The following is a 13,880-nucleotide window of genomic DNA, read 5'->3' on the forward strand; positions in this document are numbered from 1 at the left end:
CCCCGACCATGGTCCCCGGTATCTCGGGGAGCCCGACCGTTAAGGTAGAAGCATGACGTATACCGTCGCCGTCTCCGGCGCATCCGGCTACGCAGGCGGCGAGATTCTGCGCCTCCTGGCCGATCATCCCGACATCGAGATCCGTACCGTGACGGCCCACTCGAACGCGGGCCAGCCCCTCGTCGACCACCAGCCGCACCTCCGCTCGCTCGCGCACCTCACGCTGCAGGACACGACGCCTCAGATCCTCAGCGGACACGACATCGTGTTCCTGGCGCTGCCGCACGGCCAGTCCGGTCAGTACACGGATGCTCTCGGCGACGCGCCTCTCGTGATCGATGCGGGAGCCGATCACCGACTCACCTCGCAGTCCGCGTGGGACGCCTTCTACGGAGGGAACTTCCACGAGGCGTGGACCTACGGCGTGCCCGAGCTGCTCGTCGACGGGGTCAAGCAGCGCGAGCACCTGAGAGGTGCGACGCGCATCGCGGCCCCCGGATGCAACGCGTCCACCGTGAGCCTCAGCCTCGCGCCCGGCGTCGCGGCCGGAGTCATCGACCCGTCCGACATCGTCGCGGTGCTCGCGGTCGGCCCGTCGGGTGCAGGCAAGAGCCTCAAGACCAATCTGCTCGCGAGCGAGATCATCGGCAGCGCCAACCCGTATGCGGTGGGCGGCACGCACCGGCACATCCCCGAGATCCGTCAGGCGCTCGCTGCGGCGATCCTTTCGGGTCCGTCCGCCGGCGCCGATGACATCCGCATCTCGTTCACGCCGGTGATCGTGCCGATGTCGCGGGGCATCCTCGCCACCTCTTCGGCGCCGATCGTCGACGGCGCGACCGATGAGCAGATCCGCGCGGCGTGGGAGAGCGCCTACGGAGATGAGACGTTCGTACAGCTGCTTCCCGAGGGGCACTTCCCGCGCACCGCGGACGTCCTGGGCGCGAACACCGCGCTCATCGGCCTCGCCATCGACCGTGCCGCCAACCGTGTGACCGTCGTCACCGCGGTCGACAACCTCGTCAAGGGGACGGCGGGCGCCGCCATCCAGTCCATGAACATCGCGCTCGGCCTGCCCGAGGACCGCGCCCTCTCAGTCAACGGAGTCGCACCATGAGTGTCACCGCCCCCACAGGATTCGAGGCAGCAGGCGTCGCCGCAGGACTCAAGTCCACCGGCAAGCCCGACGTGGCCGTCGTCGTCAACCGCGGACCGCGCAAGGTCGGGGCCGCCGTCTTCACCAGCAACCGTGCCAAGGCGAACCCGATCATCTGGTCGCAGCAGGTCGTCGCCGACCGCGTCGTCGAAGCCGTGGTCCTGAACTCCGGTGGTGCGAACTGCTTCACCGGCGCCTTCGGATTCCAGACCACGCACCAGACCGCCGAGAAGGCGGCAGAGCTCCTCGGCGTGAGCGCCGGGGACGTGCTGATCTGCTCGACCGGGCTGATCGGCGTCGGCGACGAGGTGTTCCGCGGCAAGGTGCTCGACGGCACCGCGCAGGCGATCGCCGAGCTCAGCGCCGACGGGGGACAGGCCGCCGCGGAGGCGATCATGACGACCGACTCCGTGTCGAAGACCGCCGTGGTGTCGCGGGACGGCTGGACGATCGGCGGAATGGCGAAGGGCGCGGGCATGCTGGCGCCCGGGCTCGCCACGATGCTCGTCGTGATCACGACCGATGCGGTGCTCGAACCGCTCGACGCGGACGCGGCCCTGCGTCGTGCGACCGGTCGGACGTTCGACCGGCTCGACTCGGACGGCTGCATGTCGACGAACGATCAGGTGACCTTGCTCGCCAACGGCGCATCCGGGATCGCCCCCGACCTCGACGACTTCGCCGCCGCGCTCACCGAGCTCTCGCAGGAGCTCGCCGTGAAGCTGCAGGGCGACGCCGAGGGCGCGAGCCACGACATCACCATCGAGGTGCAGCACGCGGCATCCGAGCAGGAGGCCGTCGAGGTCGGTCGCTCCGTCGCCCGCAACAACCTCTTCAAGGCCGCGATCTTCGGCAACGATCCCAACTGGGGTCGTGTGCTGGCGGCGATCGGCACCACCAGCGCGCAGTTCGATCCGTACGACGTCGACGTGTGGATGAACGGGGTGCGGGTGTGCACCGCTGGCGGCCCCGATCGGCCGCGCGAGGAGGTCGATCTGACGCCCCGTGCCACGCACCTCGTGATCGACCTGAAGACGGGCGATGCGACGGCGACGATCCTCACCAACGACCTCACCCACGACTACGTGCACGAGAACAGCGCCTACGCCTCATGACCGACATCCAGGACACCCCCGCCGAGGTCGCCGCGCAGAAGGCGACCACCCTCATCGAGTCGCTGCCGTGGCTGAAGAAGTTCCGCGACCAGATCGTCGTCATCAAGTACGGCGGCAACGCCATGGTGTCGGACGAGCTGCAGGACGCCTTCGCGCAGGACATCGCGTACCTCCGCAACGTCGGCGTGCAGCCGGTGGTGGTGCACGGGGGAGGCCCGCAGATCTCCGACATGCTGCAGCGGTTGGAGATCCCCAGCGAGTTCAAGGGCGGCTACCGCGTCACGAACACCGAGGCGATCAGCGTCGTGCGGATGGTGCTCACCGGCCAGGTGAACCCGCAGCTCGTATCGAAGATCAACTCGCACGGCCCGATCGCGACCGGTCTCAGCGGTGAGGATGCCGGACTCTTCGGCGGACGTCGCCGCGGAGTGGTCATCGACGGACTCGAGGTCGACCTCGGTCGGGTGGGCGACGTCGTCGAGGTCGATCCGACCCCCGTGCTCGACCATCTCGCCGCGGGCCGCGTGCCCGTTGTCTCGAGCATCGCGCCCGATCTCGACCACCCGGGGCACTCGCTCAACGTGAATGCGGATGCCGCGGCGGCGGCGCTCGCCGTGGCGTTGAAGGCGCGCAAGCTCGTCGTGCTGACGGATGTGCCCGGTCTCTACGCCGATTGGCCCAACCGCGACTCGCTCGTGTCCCACCTGACCGCGGCTCAGCTCATCGAGATGCTGCCGACGCTCGAGTCCGGCATGATCCCCAAGATGCGCGCCTGCCTCGATGCTGTCGAGGGCGGCGTCGACGCGGCCGCGATCATCGACGGACGGGTGCCGCACTCGGTGCTCGTCGAACTCTTCACCAGCAAGGGAATCGGAACCGAAGTGGTTCTGGGAAAGACGGAGGTGACGGCATGACCGTCTGGCAGGACGACGTGGCACGCGATCTCGTGCAGAACGCGGGAGATCGGCTGGCGCTGCTCACCCGCGGTGAGGGCTCGTACCTGTGGGATGCCGACGGCCGACGCTACCTCGACTTCCTCGCCGGCATCGCCGTGACCTCGCTCGGCCATGCGCATCCGGTCTTCGTCGAGGCCATCTCGAAGCAGGCCGCGACGCTGGCGCACGTCTCGAACTACTTCGCCACGCCGCCCCAGCTCGCCCTCGCCGCACGTCTCAAGCGCCTCGCGGGCGCCGGCATCGACGGGCGGGTGTACTTCTCGAACTCGGGAGCCGAGGCGAACGAGGCGGCCTTCAAGCTCGCCCGTCTGCACGGCGGCATGGAGCGCCCGCGCATCCTCGCCCTGGAGAACGGATTCCACGGTCGCACCATGGGATCGCTCGCCATGACCGCGAAGGCGTCGATGCGGGAGCCGTTCGAGCCGATGCCCGGTGGCGTCGAGCACATCCCGGCGACGCTCGAAGCGCTCGAAGCGGCCATCGACGACCGGGTCGCCGCGCTGATCGTCGAGCCGATCCAGGGTGAGGCCGGTGTCGTCGAACTGCCCGAGGGGTACCTGGCCGCCGCCCGCTCGCTCACGCTGGCGCACGGCGCCCTGCTGATCGTCGACGAGATCCAGACCGGGGCCGGCCGTACCGGACAGTGGTTCGGATTCAACCACGAGGGCATCACGCCCGACGCGATCACCCTCGCGAAGGGGATCGGCGGAGGCTTCCCGATCGGGGCTCTGATCACGTACGGCGCCGCGAGCGATCTGTTCACTCCCGGGTCGCACGGGTCCACCTTCGGCGGAAACCCGCTCGGCACCGCTGTCGCCGATGCCGTGCTCGCCGAGATCGAACGTGCCGGTCTCGTCGAGAACGCGGCGCGCCGCGGAGAGCAGCTTCGCGCGCTGATCGACGGCATCGGTTCGCCGCTGATCTCCGCGGTCCGCGGCCGTGGCCTCCTGATCGGCGTCGCGCTGTCCGAGCCCGTCGCCGGGGCCGTGGTCGCCGCGGCTCAGGAGCGCGGACTCATCGTGAACGCCGCCAACCCCGAGACCGTGCGCATCGCGCCGGCTCTGATCATCGGCGACGAGCAGCTCGCCGAGTTCCGCGAGCTGTTCACGGCCGCACTCGCCGATGTCTCGGCATCCGTCTCTGGAAAGGTATCCGCATGACCCGCCACCTGCTGCGTGACGACGACCTCACGCCCGCCGAGCAGGCGGAGATCCTCGATCTCGCCATCGAGCTGAAGAAGGACCGGTGGGCGGACAAGAGCCTCGCGGGTCCGCAGACCGTCGCCGTGATCTTCGACAAGTCCTCGACCCGCACGCGGGTGTCGTTCGCGGTGGGAATCGCCGACCTCGGCGGCTCTCCGCTCATCATCTCGACGGCGAACAGCCAGCTCGGCGGCAAGGAGACCCCGTCCGACACTGCGCGCGTGCTCGAGCGGCAGGTCGCGGCGATCGTCTGGCGCACGTATGCGCAGGCAGGTCTCGAAGAGATGGCCGAGGGCACTCGCGTCCCGGTGATCAACGCGCTCTCCGACGACTTCCACCCCTGCCAGCTGCTGGCCGACCTGCTCACGATCCGCGAGCACAAGGGCGAGCTGAAGGGGCTCACACTGACGTTCTTCGGTGACGGACAGAGCAACATGGCGCACTCCTACGCGCTCGCCTGCGTCACCGCCGGCATGCACGTGCGCATCGCCTCTCCGGCGGACTATGCGCCCCGCGCCGACGTCATCGAGGCGGCCGATCGCCGTGCGGCCGAGACCGGCGGCTCCATCGCGCTGTACACCGACCCGGTCGAGGCTGCCGCGGGTGCCGACGTGGTCGTCACCGACACGTGGGTCTCGATGGGCAAGGAAGAGGAGAAGCTCGCGCGCATCCGCGACCTCGGCGGGTACAAGGTGACCCCCGAGACGATGGAGCTCGCCGATCCGGAGGCCATCTTCATCCACTGCCTCCCGGCCGATCGTGGCTACGAGGTCGACTCGACCGTGATCGACGGCCCGCAGAGCGTGGTCTGGGACGAGGCGGAGAACCGTCTGCACGCCCAGAAGGCGCTGCTGGTCTGGCTGCTCGGCAAGAAGGACGCCTGATGAGCGACGCCACGCACGAGGGCACGAACGAGGGCGCGCTGTGGGGCGCGCGCTTCGCCACCGGTCCGTCGCCGGAGCTCGTGGAGCTCAGCCGCTCCACGCACTTCGACTGGATCCTCGCGCCGTACGACATCGCCGGTTCCCACGCTCATGCGAAGGCGCTCGCCGCCGCGGGATACCTCGAGCCCGATGAGGCGGAGCGGATGCATGCCGGGCTGGATGCCGTGGCGCGCAAGGTCGCCGACGGCACACTGCTCCCGGTGCCGACCGACGAGGACGTGCACGGCGCGCTCGAGCAGGCGCTCATCGCGGAACTCGGTCCGGAGCTCGGCGGACGGCTCCGTGCCGGTCGCAGTCGCAACGACCAGATCGCGACTCTCGTGCGCATGTACCTGATCGATCACGCGCGGGTGATCGCCCGCGACATCCTCCGCGTGATCGATGCTCTCGTCGCGCAGGCCGAAGCGCACCCCGACGCGATCCTGCCCGGACGCACGCACCTGCAGCACGCGCAGCCGGTGCTGCTCGCCCATCACCTGCAGGCGCACGGCTGGCCGCTGGTGCGCGAACTCGAACGGCTCGTCGACTGGCGTCGTCGCGCGGGCGTCTCGCCCTACGGCGGGGGAGCGCTGGCCGGTTCGACGCTCGGTCTCGACCCCGCGCTCGTGGCGACCGAGCTCGGACTCGACCGTCCGGCGGAGAACTCCCTCGACGGCACGGCCGCACGTGACGTGGTGGCCGAGTTCGCTTTCATCACGGCCATGACCGGTGTCGACATCTCGCGTCTCGCCGAGGAGATCATCCTCTGGAACACCCGCGAGTTCGGCTTCGTCACGCTCGACGACGGCTACTCGACCGGGTCGAGCATCATGCCGCAGAAGAAGAACCCCGACATCGCCGAGCTCGCCCGCGGCAAGTCCGGCCGCCTGATCGGCAACCTGTCCGGCCTGCTGGCGACGCTCAAGGGACTGCCGCTCGCGTACAACCGCGACCTGCAGGAGGACAAGGAGCCCGTCTTCGATTCGGTGCAGACCCTCGAGGTCCTGCTCCCGGCGTTCGCGGGGATGATCGCGACCCTGCGCTTCGACACGGAGCGGATGGCGGCGCTCGCGCCCCAGGGGTTCTCGCTCGCGACCGATGTGGCCGAGTGGCTCGTGAAGCAGCGGGTTCCGTTCCGCGACGCCCATGAGATCTCGGGCGCGCTCGTGCGGGCCTGCGAGGAGCAGGGGATCGGGCTGGAAGACGCGTCCGACGAGCTGCTGCTCTCGGTGTCGCCGCATCTGGTGCCGGCCGTGCGCGAGGTGCTCACGATCGAGGGCTCTGTCGCGTCGCGCACCGGCGTCGGCGGGACGGCTCCGGTCCGGGTGACCGAGCAGCGGGCCGAACTCGTGGCTCGGGCTCAGGCCGCGGCGCACGCGCTCGGGCTCTAGGGGCCGGGCCGGCCGGTCTCAGGCCGACGTTTCGCGGAGACTGTGACGTTTCGCGGAGCCATTTCCGTCGAAGGCTCCGCGAAACGTCATCGACTCCGTGAATCGTCATCGGGCAGTCGGCATCCGACGGAGCGCACCGAGCACCGCCGTCTGCACACTGGGCCAGTCATGGATGATCTGGGCGTAGTCGAAGCGCAGCGTTTCGTAGCCGAGGCGGGAAGCCGCGGCATCCCGCACCCGATCGCGGTGCCGGAGCGTGTCTGCGCCGTGATTCCCTTCGCCGTCCGCCTCGAGGATGATTCTCCCGGCGATGACGAAGTCGACGCGGCCGACCCCGACGATGTCGATCTGGCAGTCGAGTCGAAGGCCGAGGAGATGAAGCCGCAGCCGCAGGAGTGACTCGAGTCCGCTGTCGGCATCCGGCCGTGCCAGGTCGACGAGCCACCGGACTGTGTTCGGCAGCATCGCGCGGATCCGTGCCCGGGCAGCGGCAGAGAGCTTCCCGAGTCGCCAGGCAGATTCGTAGGCGGCGAAGAACGCCTCATCGCCCGCACAAGCACGGAGGTGGCGGAGCGCGACCTCGAGGCTCGCAGACCCGAGAGGGGGTCTGCCCGCGTAGTAGTGCGAGACGCAGGTGCAGTGCGGATGCAGGAGGGCGTGCTGCTTCGGTCCGAGCCAGACGTGCGGCCCGTCCTCGGGCGGAAGCACCCAGACCCGCAGCATCCGCAGCACGCTCGCGCAGGTGAGAGCTCCGCCGTGCGCCGTCGCGGCTCTGACCCCGGGGTCGAGTGAGCGCGAGGCGAAGACTCCGTTTCGGACGCGCTCGATCTCACCGCGCTTGACCTTGTCGGCGAGGTGCTGTCGTGTGAATCCGAGGGCGCGGAGTCGGCTTCCGCGGGCCATTCCCCCGAGACGTTCGATCGTTTCCCTGGCTGAGAGCATGGCCTCCAAGATGGCCCAGTCGTCAGCCGTCGGGATGTCATTCCGGCTTCAGAGGAGAAAAGACGCGAGTTCCCGTGTCTGTGGAGGACCACTGAATGGGTGACGTCTCACGGAGCCCCCGACGATTCGCGGACGATCTTCCTCAGATCTCTCCGCGATTCGTCATCGTCTCCGTGAAACGTCAGGTCGCGACCGGATCCGTCCCCGTCTCAGTGCAGGTCGACGTCGGCCTCGGAGCCTGCCCACCGGGTGAACCGCACGGTGAATCCGGCGCGGGTCGGGGCGGCGAGGAGCGGACCGGCGGATGCCGCAGCGGCACCGTCGAACGGCGCGACACGGACCAGGCGCCAGGGGCCGCCATCGGCTCGGGCGCGGACGATCACGGCATCCGCCCACCGGCTCACGCGCACCGTGATCTCGCTGTCGAGCCACTCGTCGACGAACCCGACCGACCAGTCGGAGCCTCCGGCGGTCACGACGGCGCCGAGTCCGAGGTGACCGTCGGCATACTCGACGCCGGCTTTCATCCAGTGCTCGTCGTCGATGCGCACGAAGATCCCGGCCTGGTCGAACTGGCCTTCCCACGGCGCGCGGAAAGAGACCTCCATCGCCTCGCCCACCACGAGGGGGGCGAGGAGGGCGTGCTCGGTGTCATGCACGAAGCCGTACGCGGTGTGCCGCCACGCGTCGCTGCCTTCGACGGCGGTGACCTCCAGAGCGTCGGTCTCGGTGGCGGAGTGCGGGGCGTTGGTCCATGTCCCGGCATCCCAGGCGATGATGTGCGATTCAGGCATGAAATCAATATATAACCAAAAAAGGCATAAAGCGAAGTTATGCGTGATATGGTTATTCCATGGTCATCGCCGTACTCGCCGACATCGTGGGCTCACGCAAGCTCGACGATCGCAGCGCCGCGCAGCAGATCCTGGACGACACCATCGTCGAGGTCGAGGCCGACCTTCCGCTGGCGATCCGGCCGCTCACGCCCACGGTGGGCGACGAGCAGCAGGGGGTCTACCGCGACCTCGGCGAGGCGATGATCTCGCTTCTCATGATCCAGCTGCGCCTGCCCGACGGAATCGGCTTCCGGTTCGGCATCGGCGTCGGGGAGGTGTCGGCCGTCGAGTCCGTGCACGGGGAGCTCGCCGACGGTCCGGGGTGGTACGCCGCCCGAGCGGCCATCGACACCGTGCACTCCCGCGAAGGGCGCGCCGTACCGCGCGCGCGCACGTGGATTGTCGGAGCCCCGGGGCAGGATGAGGTCATGGAGAGCACGATCGCCGCATCGAACGCCTACCTCCTCGTGCGAGACGAGCTGGTCGGCGCGATGAGCGAGCGGGAACGCCGCCTGACCTACGGCCGCCTGATCGGCCGGTCGCAGCATGAGCTCGCCGAGGAGGAGGGCATCTCCCAGCCGAGCGTCTCGAAGTCGCTGCGCAGCGCGGGGTCCGCCGCACTCCTCGAAGGCGTGTCCGCGCTGCGCGGAGCGACCGCATGATCGTCGCCGGATTCGTGCTCCTCGCCGTCGGCGCCGTCGACCTCGTCCGCCAGTTCGCTCCCCGCCGCTGGATCGGGTACCTCACCGTGGCCGTGCTGCTGCTCCTGCTCGGCAGCGTGAGCGACGCGCTGCTGCCCATGATCGTCGCCCTCGTCGTGGGTGCCCTCTGGGTGTGGTCCATGCCCGACGAACGGCGGGCGCCGCTGGGCTTCTGGCCCGCTGTCCTCCTCGGCGTCGTGAGCGTCGGCGCGGTGGTGTGGCTCGATGCACGAGCCGATGCCGGACTCATCGGCGATGTCTGGAACCTGCGGTCGCCCTTCGGCGACATCCCGTTCGACCTGGCGATGCTCGTCCTCGGCGCGGGTGTCTTCCTCCTGGAGTCGTCCAATCTCGTGGTGCGTGCGGCTCTCGACGGCGAGCACACCTGGCGTCCCGCCGATCCGGAGCCGGCCACGCCCGTCGCCCCCGAGCCGACGACCCCGGTCCCGTCGGTGCCGCCCGCCGGCGAGCAGCCGGATGCCGCTGGCGAGCAGCCGGATGCCGTCGGCGATGCGGTGACGACGAAGCCCGCCGACCCCCGGGGCGGCTTCAAGGGCGGACGCCTGATCGGCCCGCTCGAGCGCACGATCGTGATGATCCTCACGCTCGCCGCGGCCTATCCCTTGCTGGCGGCGATGCTCGCGGCGAAGGGAATCGTCCGCTTCCCCGAGATCTCCCGCGACGGCGAGACCGGAGCACGGGCCGAATACTTCCTCGTCGGCAGCCTCGTCAGCTGGGTGATCGCGCTGAGCGCTGCGTTCCTCGTCTGGTGGGCGGCGCACAGCTGAGACGTGGCGCGCTGATAGCCTGGAGCGCGTGTCAACTCCCGCTCTGACGACCGCGACGCCGGCCATCGACCCCACGTTCGAGAACGTGTGGGACGAACTGGTGTGGCGCGGACTCGTCCACGTGTCCACCGACCAGGAGGCGCTCCGCGCCCTTCTCGCGGGAGACCCCATCACGTATTACTGCGGGTTCGATCCGACGGCGCCGAGCCTGCACCTCGGCAACCTGGTGCAGCTGCTCACCATGCGCCGCCTCCAGCTCGCCGGGCACAAGCCGCTGGGCCTTGTCGGCGGCTCGACCGGCCTCATCGGCGACCCCCGCCCCACGGCGGAGCGCACGCTCAACACCCGTGAGACCGTCGCGGAGTGGGTCGACCGGCTGCGTGCGCAGGTCGAGCGCTACCTCAGCTTCGAGGGCGACAATGCCGCGCGCATGGTGAACAACCTCGACTGGACGGCGCCGATGTCGGCGATCGACTTCCTGCGCGAGATCGGCAAGCACTACCGCGTCGGCACGATGCTGAAGAAGGATGCCGTCGCCGCGCGCCTCGCGTCTGACGAGGGCATCAGCTACACCGAGTTCAGCTACCAGATCCTGCAGGGCATGGACTACCTCGAGCTGTACCGCCAGTACGACTGCGTGCTGCAGACCGGCGGGTCCGACCAATGGGGCAACCTCACCAGCGGCACCGACCTCATCCGTCGTGCCGAGGGGGTGTCCGTGCACGCCATCGGCACGCCGCTCATCACGAACAGCGACGGCACGAAGTTCGGCAAGAGCGAGGGCAACGCGATCTGGCTCGATCCCGAGATGTGCAGTCCGTACCGGATGTACCAGTTCTGGTTGAGCACGGCAGACGGCGATGTCATCGAGCGACTGAAGATCTTCACGTTCCTCAGCCGTGCCGAGATCGAGGAGTACGCGGCGCTCGTCGAGTCCGAGCCGTTCCGACGTGCCGCGCAGAGGCGTCTGGCGCTCGAGGTCGTCACGACGGTGCACGGCGTCGACGCGGCCGCGGCCGTGATCGCGGCATCCGAGGCGCTGTTCGGTCAGGGCGATCTGTCGGCGCTGGATGCCGACACGCTGCGTACCGCACTCGAGGAGCTGCCGAACGCGACCGTCGCCGCGGGGACCCCCGTGCTCGACGCGCTGGTCACCACCGGGCTGGTGTCGAGCCTCTCCGAAGCGCGGCGCGCGATCAGTCAGGGCGGGGTGTCTCTCGACGGCTTCCGGGTCGACGAGACGGCCTTGATCGAGGGCGCCCTTCCCGGGCGGGTCTCCGTGCTCCGCCGCGGCAAGAAGACCCTCGCCGGCGTGTTCATCGGCTGAGCGCGCCTGTGCCGTTCACGCCGAGCCACGCGGTCGTCGCGCTGCCGTTCATCCGCACGCCGCTGGTGCCGGCGGCGATCGCGATCGGTGCGATGACTCCGGATCTCCCGCTCTTCGTGCGCGGCGTGGGGTTGAACTATTCGTCCACCCACACGTTCGCGAACGTCGTCTGGACCGCGGTGCTCGCGTTCGTGCTGTTCATCGTGTGGCGGGCGGTGCTGCGCCCCGCCGTGCCGGCGCTCTCCCCGCGATGGCTCGCGACGCGCTTGCCCGAGGAGTGGGGCGATGCCGGGGTCTCCGCCGCAGGCCGGGCGCTGGGAGTGGGGGAGAAGCGCCTCCATCCGCTGCTGCTCGCGATCTCGCTCATCCTCGGGGTGCTCTCGCACATCGTCTGGGACCTGTTCACACATGAGGGACGCTGGGGCGTGCAGCTGCTTCCTGCCCTGGCCGCGCAGTGGGGTCCGCTCACCGGCTTCAAGTGGCTTCAGCACGGATCCAGCGTGATCGGACTCGTCATCATCGGGGTCTGGGGACTGCTGTGGTTGCGCCGCCACGGCCCGCGTCCTGCCGCGGCACCGCAGCTGCCGCATGGGGTTCGGGTGGCGTGGTGGCTGTCGCTTCCGGTCATCCTGATCGCCGCATGGTTCCTCGGGCTCTTGGTGCTCGGCCCGCTCGATGCGGAGTTCACCGTGCAGCACCTCGCGTACCGGGTGCTTCCGCCGGCGTGCGGCGTGTGGGGTGCCATCACGTTGGTGCTGTGCATCGTGCTCGCCCTGCGTGGGAGCCGTCACCAGCGGGGCTGATCGCGTCCCCAGGGGCGTGGCGCCGCGAATTCGACGCCGGGGATCGCGGCGCGTGCCGTCTGCAGCTCACTGCCCTCGACGAGGAAACGCACGGTGTGCTGTGGCAGGTCGATGGTGACCTCGGGGGCCGGTTCTTCGCGGCGTGGCATCCCGAGCAGCTCCGCGGCGACACGACGCAGCGACGTCCGCACGCTCCAGGATCCGCCTTCGAGTGCGCGACGACGCAGCAGGGTGGTGACCGCGGCGGCCAGCAGATAGCCCGCGCTGTGATCGAGCGCCTGTGCCGGGAGAGCACCCGGTCTCTCACCGTCCGGCGATTCGACGAGCGCGATGCCGTATTCGGCCTGCACGAGGCTGTCGAACCCTGCCCGATCCGGAACGTCCGTGCCCCAGGCGCTGAGCTGTGCGACGACGAGTCCCGGATACCTGTGCTGGAGAGCGTCGATGCCGAGGCCCAACCGGTCGAGGGCGGCGGGCCGGTAACCCAGCACGACAGCATCCGCTTCGGCGAGCAGCTCATGGATCCGCTCGGACCGGGCGTCGAGAAGAGCCGACCGCTTGCCGTGACCGGTGTCGAGATGCTGCCATTCGGGCTCGGAGAGCGCGGGCGGGTCGATGCGGAGCACGTCGGCGCCGAGCAGGGCCAGTGTGCGGGTGCAGACCGGCCCGGCGATGACGCGCGTCAGATCCAGCACGCGGATGCCGTCGAGCGGCAGCGGTCCGACCCCGGGCGCATCGTGCCGAGGGCCCGTCCGCCCTTCGATCCGGCGGATGTCGAGGAGCGGAGTGCGTCGGCGCGCAGCGTCGCGTGCGGGGTCCTCAGGGAGGACGGGCACGGCGAGCCCACGGGCCGAGACGATCGCGGCGATGACTTCGGTCGACTCCCGGTCGGCCAGGGCTGCGCGGACCTGCTCCGCGTCTGCCTTCTCACTCAGGTGCAGCCCTCTGCGCAGGCCCGCCGCGTGGTGCGGATAGTTCCCGTGCGTGCGGATCCATCCATCGGCGGTGCGCCAGAACCCGGAGAACGGCGACCATACCGGGGGAGCGGCCCCGTCGATCGTGAGGACGCGGTCGCTCCGGTAGGCGACGGCGATGCGGTCGGGATCGAGAGACGACGGATGCCCGCCTGCGGCCAGAGTCGCGGCGGCGACGCTCGACCAGGCCAGCTCTCCCGTCGAGAGGCGGGAAGGCAGCGGAACGGAAACGGACGCATCCACGACATCGTCGAGGATGCGGGCGTCGGGGTCCAGCTCGGTCCAGACGCGGGCGAGGAGATCCCGTCCGGCGCTCATGCGGAGCCGTCGCAGTCGCGCGGACGGAGGCGCCGATCGGGGAGTGCGAGCATGGCGTGATCGTACTCCCGCGCGCTCGTGGGCCGGAAAATGGGGCTGACCCGGCGGAATGCCGCTCGCGCGTGCGCACGACACGCCCGGGGGTACCGCCTCGATTTGCCAGAACCCCGGAATCCCCGTAACTTATTACTTGTTCGCCCCACAGGGAAGCGGAGAAGCCCAGAGCTTCACCCCCCTCAAGCGGAGAACCACTCCCGATCCACTCTCACTTGAGAGATCAGGCGCTTGCGTCTAGGATGGGAGATCCACCCCTTCTGCGGCTGTCAACGGCTGCGCAGCGGATCGAAGATCCGCTCGGCGCGCTGGTTTGACAAGCGAGTCGGGATGGCTAAGATAGAGAAGTTGCCCTGCGGGCCTGGTTGTGATGACTGGGTCGTGGGAGCATCCG

General features: G+C 69.4%; 13 protein-coding genes. 10 read left to right on the plus strand and 3 right to left on the minus strand.

The genetic code is table 11. The features are described 5' to 3' along the window. The first annotated feature begins 52 nt into the window (after nucleotides 1-52). From argC to argH, 6 genes are read left to right on the plus strand one after another with little or no spacing between them, the layout of a single operon-like run. The gene (gene argC, locus DW306_RS05900; RefSeq protein WP_136054688.1) at nucleotides 53-1,117 is read left to right on the plus strand and encodes an N-acetyl-gamma-glutamyl-phosphate reductase; all 1,065 of its coding nucleotides are present in this window, start codon (nucleotides 53-55) and stop codon (nucleotides 1,115-1,117) included. Beyond that, nucleotides 1,114-2,271 carry a bifunctional glutamate N-acetyltransferase/amino-acid acetyltransferase ArgJ gene (gene argJ, locus DW306_RS05905; protein WP_136054689.1) on the plus strand — a complete coding sequence of 386 codons (1,158 nt, stop codon included), beginning with the start codon at nucleotides 1,114-1,116 and terminating at the stop codon, nucleotides 2,269-2,271. Before argC ends, argJ begins: the two co-directional genes overlap by 4 nt. Next, nucleotides 2,268-3,185 carry an acetylglutamate kinase gene (gene argB, locus DW306_RS05910; protein WP_136054690.1) on the plus strand — a complete coding sequence of 306 codons (918 nt, stop codon included), beginning with the start codon at nucleotides 2,268-2,270 and terminating at the stop codon, nucleotides 3,183-3,185. The genes argJ and argB overlap by 4 nt, the downstream gene beginning before the upstream one ends. Then, nucleotides 3,182-4,387, plus strand: coding sequence for an acetylornithine transaminase (locus DW306_RS05915; RefSeq protein WP_136054691.1), 1,206 nt, complete (start codon nucleotides 3,182-3,184; stop codon nucleotides 4,385-4,387). The genes argB and DW306_RS05915 overlap by 4 nt, the downstream gene beginning before the upstream one ends. Continuing rightward, nucleotides 4,384-5,313, plus strand: coding sequence for an ornithine carbamoyltransferase (gene argF, locus DW306_RS05920; RefSeq protein ID WP_136054692.1), 930 nt, complete (start codon nucleotides 4,384-4,386; stop codon nucleotides 5,311-5,313). The genes DW306_RS05915 and argF overlap by 4 nt, the downstream gene beginning before the upstream one ends. Continuing rightward, nucleotides 5,313-6,743: an argininosuccinate lyase gene (argH, locus tag DW306_RS05925; protein ID WP_136054693.1), complete on the plus strand. Its 1,431-nt coding sequence runs from the start codon at nucleotides 5,313-5,315 to the stop codon at nucleotides 6,741-6,743. The genes argF and argH overlap by 1 nt, the downstream gene beginning before the upstream one ends. A gap of 105 nt (nucleotides 6,744-6,848) precedes the next feature. Here the strand turns inward: argH and DW306_RS05930 are convergent, their stop codons facing one another. Further along, on the minus strand, nucleotides 6,849-7,646 hold the full coding sequence (locus DW306_RS05930) for a DUF559 domain-containing protein (protein ID WP_240747088.1): 798 nt from the start codon (nucleotides 7,644-7,646) through the stop codon (nucleotides 6,849-6,851). A 248-nt stretch (nucleotides 7,647-7,894) separates the two neighbouring features. Further along, on the minus strand, nucleotides 7,895-8,479 hold the full coding sequence (locus DW306_RS05935; RefSeq protein ID WP_136054695.1) for a DUF1349 domain-containing protein: 585 nt from the start codon (nucleotides 8,477-8,479) through the stop codon (nucleotides 7,895-7,897). A 59-nt stretch (nucleotides 8,480-8,538) separates the two neighbouring features. Between DW306_RS05935 and DW306_RS05940 the strand changes: the two genes are divergently transcribed. The 4 genes from DW306_RS05940 to DW306_RS05955 are packed head-to-tail and all read left to right on the plus strand — an operon-like array spanning nucleotide 8,539 to nucleotide 12,140. Further along, nucleotides 8,539-9,183: a SatD family protein gene (locus tag DW306_RS05940; protein ID WP_136054696.1), complete on the plus strand. Its 645-nt coding sequence runs from the start codon at nucleotides 8,539-8,541 to the stop codon at nucleotides 9,181-9,183. Further along, a complete protein-coding gene (locus tag DW306_RS05945) occupies nucleotides 9,180-10,010 on the plus strand; it encodes a hypothetical protein (protein ID WP_136054697.1) in 831 nt (276 codons plus the stop codon). The genes DW306_RS05940 and DW306_RS05945 overlap by 4 nt, the downstream gene beginning before the upstream one ends. A gap of 28 nt (nucleotides 10,011-10,038) precedes the next feature. Next, the gene (gene tyrS / locus DW306_RS05950) at nucleotides 10,039-11,337 is read left to right on the plus strand and encodes a tyrosine--tRNA ligase (RefSeq protein WP_136054698.1); all 1,299 of its coding nucleotides are present in this window, start codon (nucleotides 10,039-10,041) and stop codon (nucleotides 11,335-11,337) included. An 8-nt stretch (nucleotides 11,338-11,345) separates the two neighbouring features. After that, nucleotides 11,346-12,140: a DUF4184 family protein gene (locus DW306_RS05955; protein WP_136054699.1), complete on the plus strand. Its 795-nt coding sequence runs from the start codon at nucleotides 11,346-11,348 to the stop codon at nucleotides 12,138-12,140. Here the strand turns inward: DW306_RS05955 and DW306_RS05960 are convergent. Continuing rightward, on the minus strand, nucleotides 12,125-13,432 hold the full coding sequence (locus DW306_RS05960) for a CoA transferase (protein ID WP_240747089.1): 1,308 nt from the start codon (nucleotides 13,430-13,432) through the stop codon (nucleotides 12,125-12,127). The two genes, DW306_RS05955 and DW306_RS05960, sit on opposite strands and share 16 nt — an antisense overlap. Between the last annotated feature and the right edge of the window lie 448 nt (nucleotides 13,433-13,880).

This window comes from Microbacterium sp. K24, assembly GCF_004794465.1.
Taxonomy (GTDB): domain Bacteria; phylum Actinomycetota; class Actinomycetes; order Actinomycetales; family Microbacteriaceae; genus Microbacterium.

Excerpts from the sequence above, each read along its gene's own strand:
- DW306_RS05945 (WP_136054697.1), top strand. The coding sequence starts at position 9,180 with ATGATCGTCGCCGGATTCGTGCTCCTCGCCGTCGGCGCCGTCGACCTC.
- argH (WP_136054693.1), top strand. The coding sequence starts at position 5,313 with ATGAGCGACGCCACGCACGAGGGCACGAACGAGGGCGCGCTGTGGGGC.
- DW306_RS05930 (WP_240747088.1), bottom strand. The coding sequence starts at position 7,646 with ATGGCCCGCGGAAGCCGACTCCGCGCCCTCGGATTCACACGACAGCAC.
- argB (WP_136054690.1), top strand. The coding sequence starts at position 2,268 with ATGACCGACATCCAGGACACCCCCGCCGAGGTCGCCGCGCAGAAGGCG.
- argJ (WP_136054689.1), top strand. The coding sequence starts at position 1,114 with ATGAGTGTCACCGCCCCCACAGGATTCGAGGCAGCAGGCGTCGCCGCA.
- DW306_RS05935 (WP_136054695.1), bottom strand. The coding sequence starts at position 8,479 with ATGCCTGAATCGCACATCATCGCCTGGGATGCCGGGACATGGACCAAC.
- argF (WP_136054692.1), top strand. The coding sequence starts at position 4,384 with ATGACCCGCCACCTGCTGCGTGACGACGACCTCACGCCCGCCGAGCAG.
- DW306_RS05960 (WP_240747089.1), bottom strand. The coding sequence starts at position 13,432 with ATGAGCGCCGGACGGGATCTCCTCGCCCGCGTCTGGACCGAGCTGGAC.
- DW306_RS05940 (WP_136054696.1), top strand. The coding sequence starts at position 8,539 with ATGGTCATCGCCGTACTCGCCGACATCGTGGGCTCACGCAAGCTCGAC.
- DW306_RS05915 (WP_136054691.1), top strand. The coding sequence starts at position 3,182 with ATGACCGTCTGGCAGGACGACGTGGCACGCGATCTCGTGCAGAACGCG.
- argC (WP_136054688.1), top strand. The coding sequence starts at position 53 with ATGACGTATACCGTCGCCGTCTCCGGCGCATCCGGCTACGCAGGCGGC.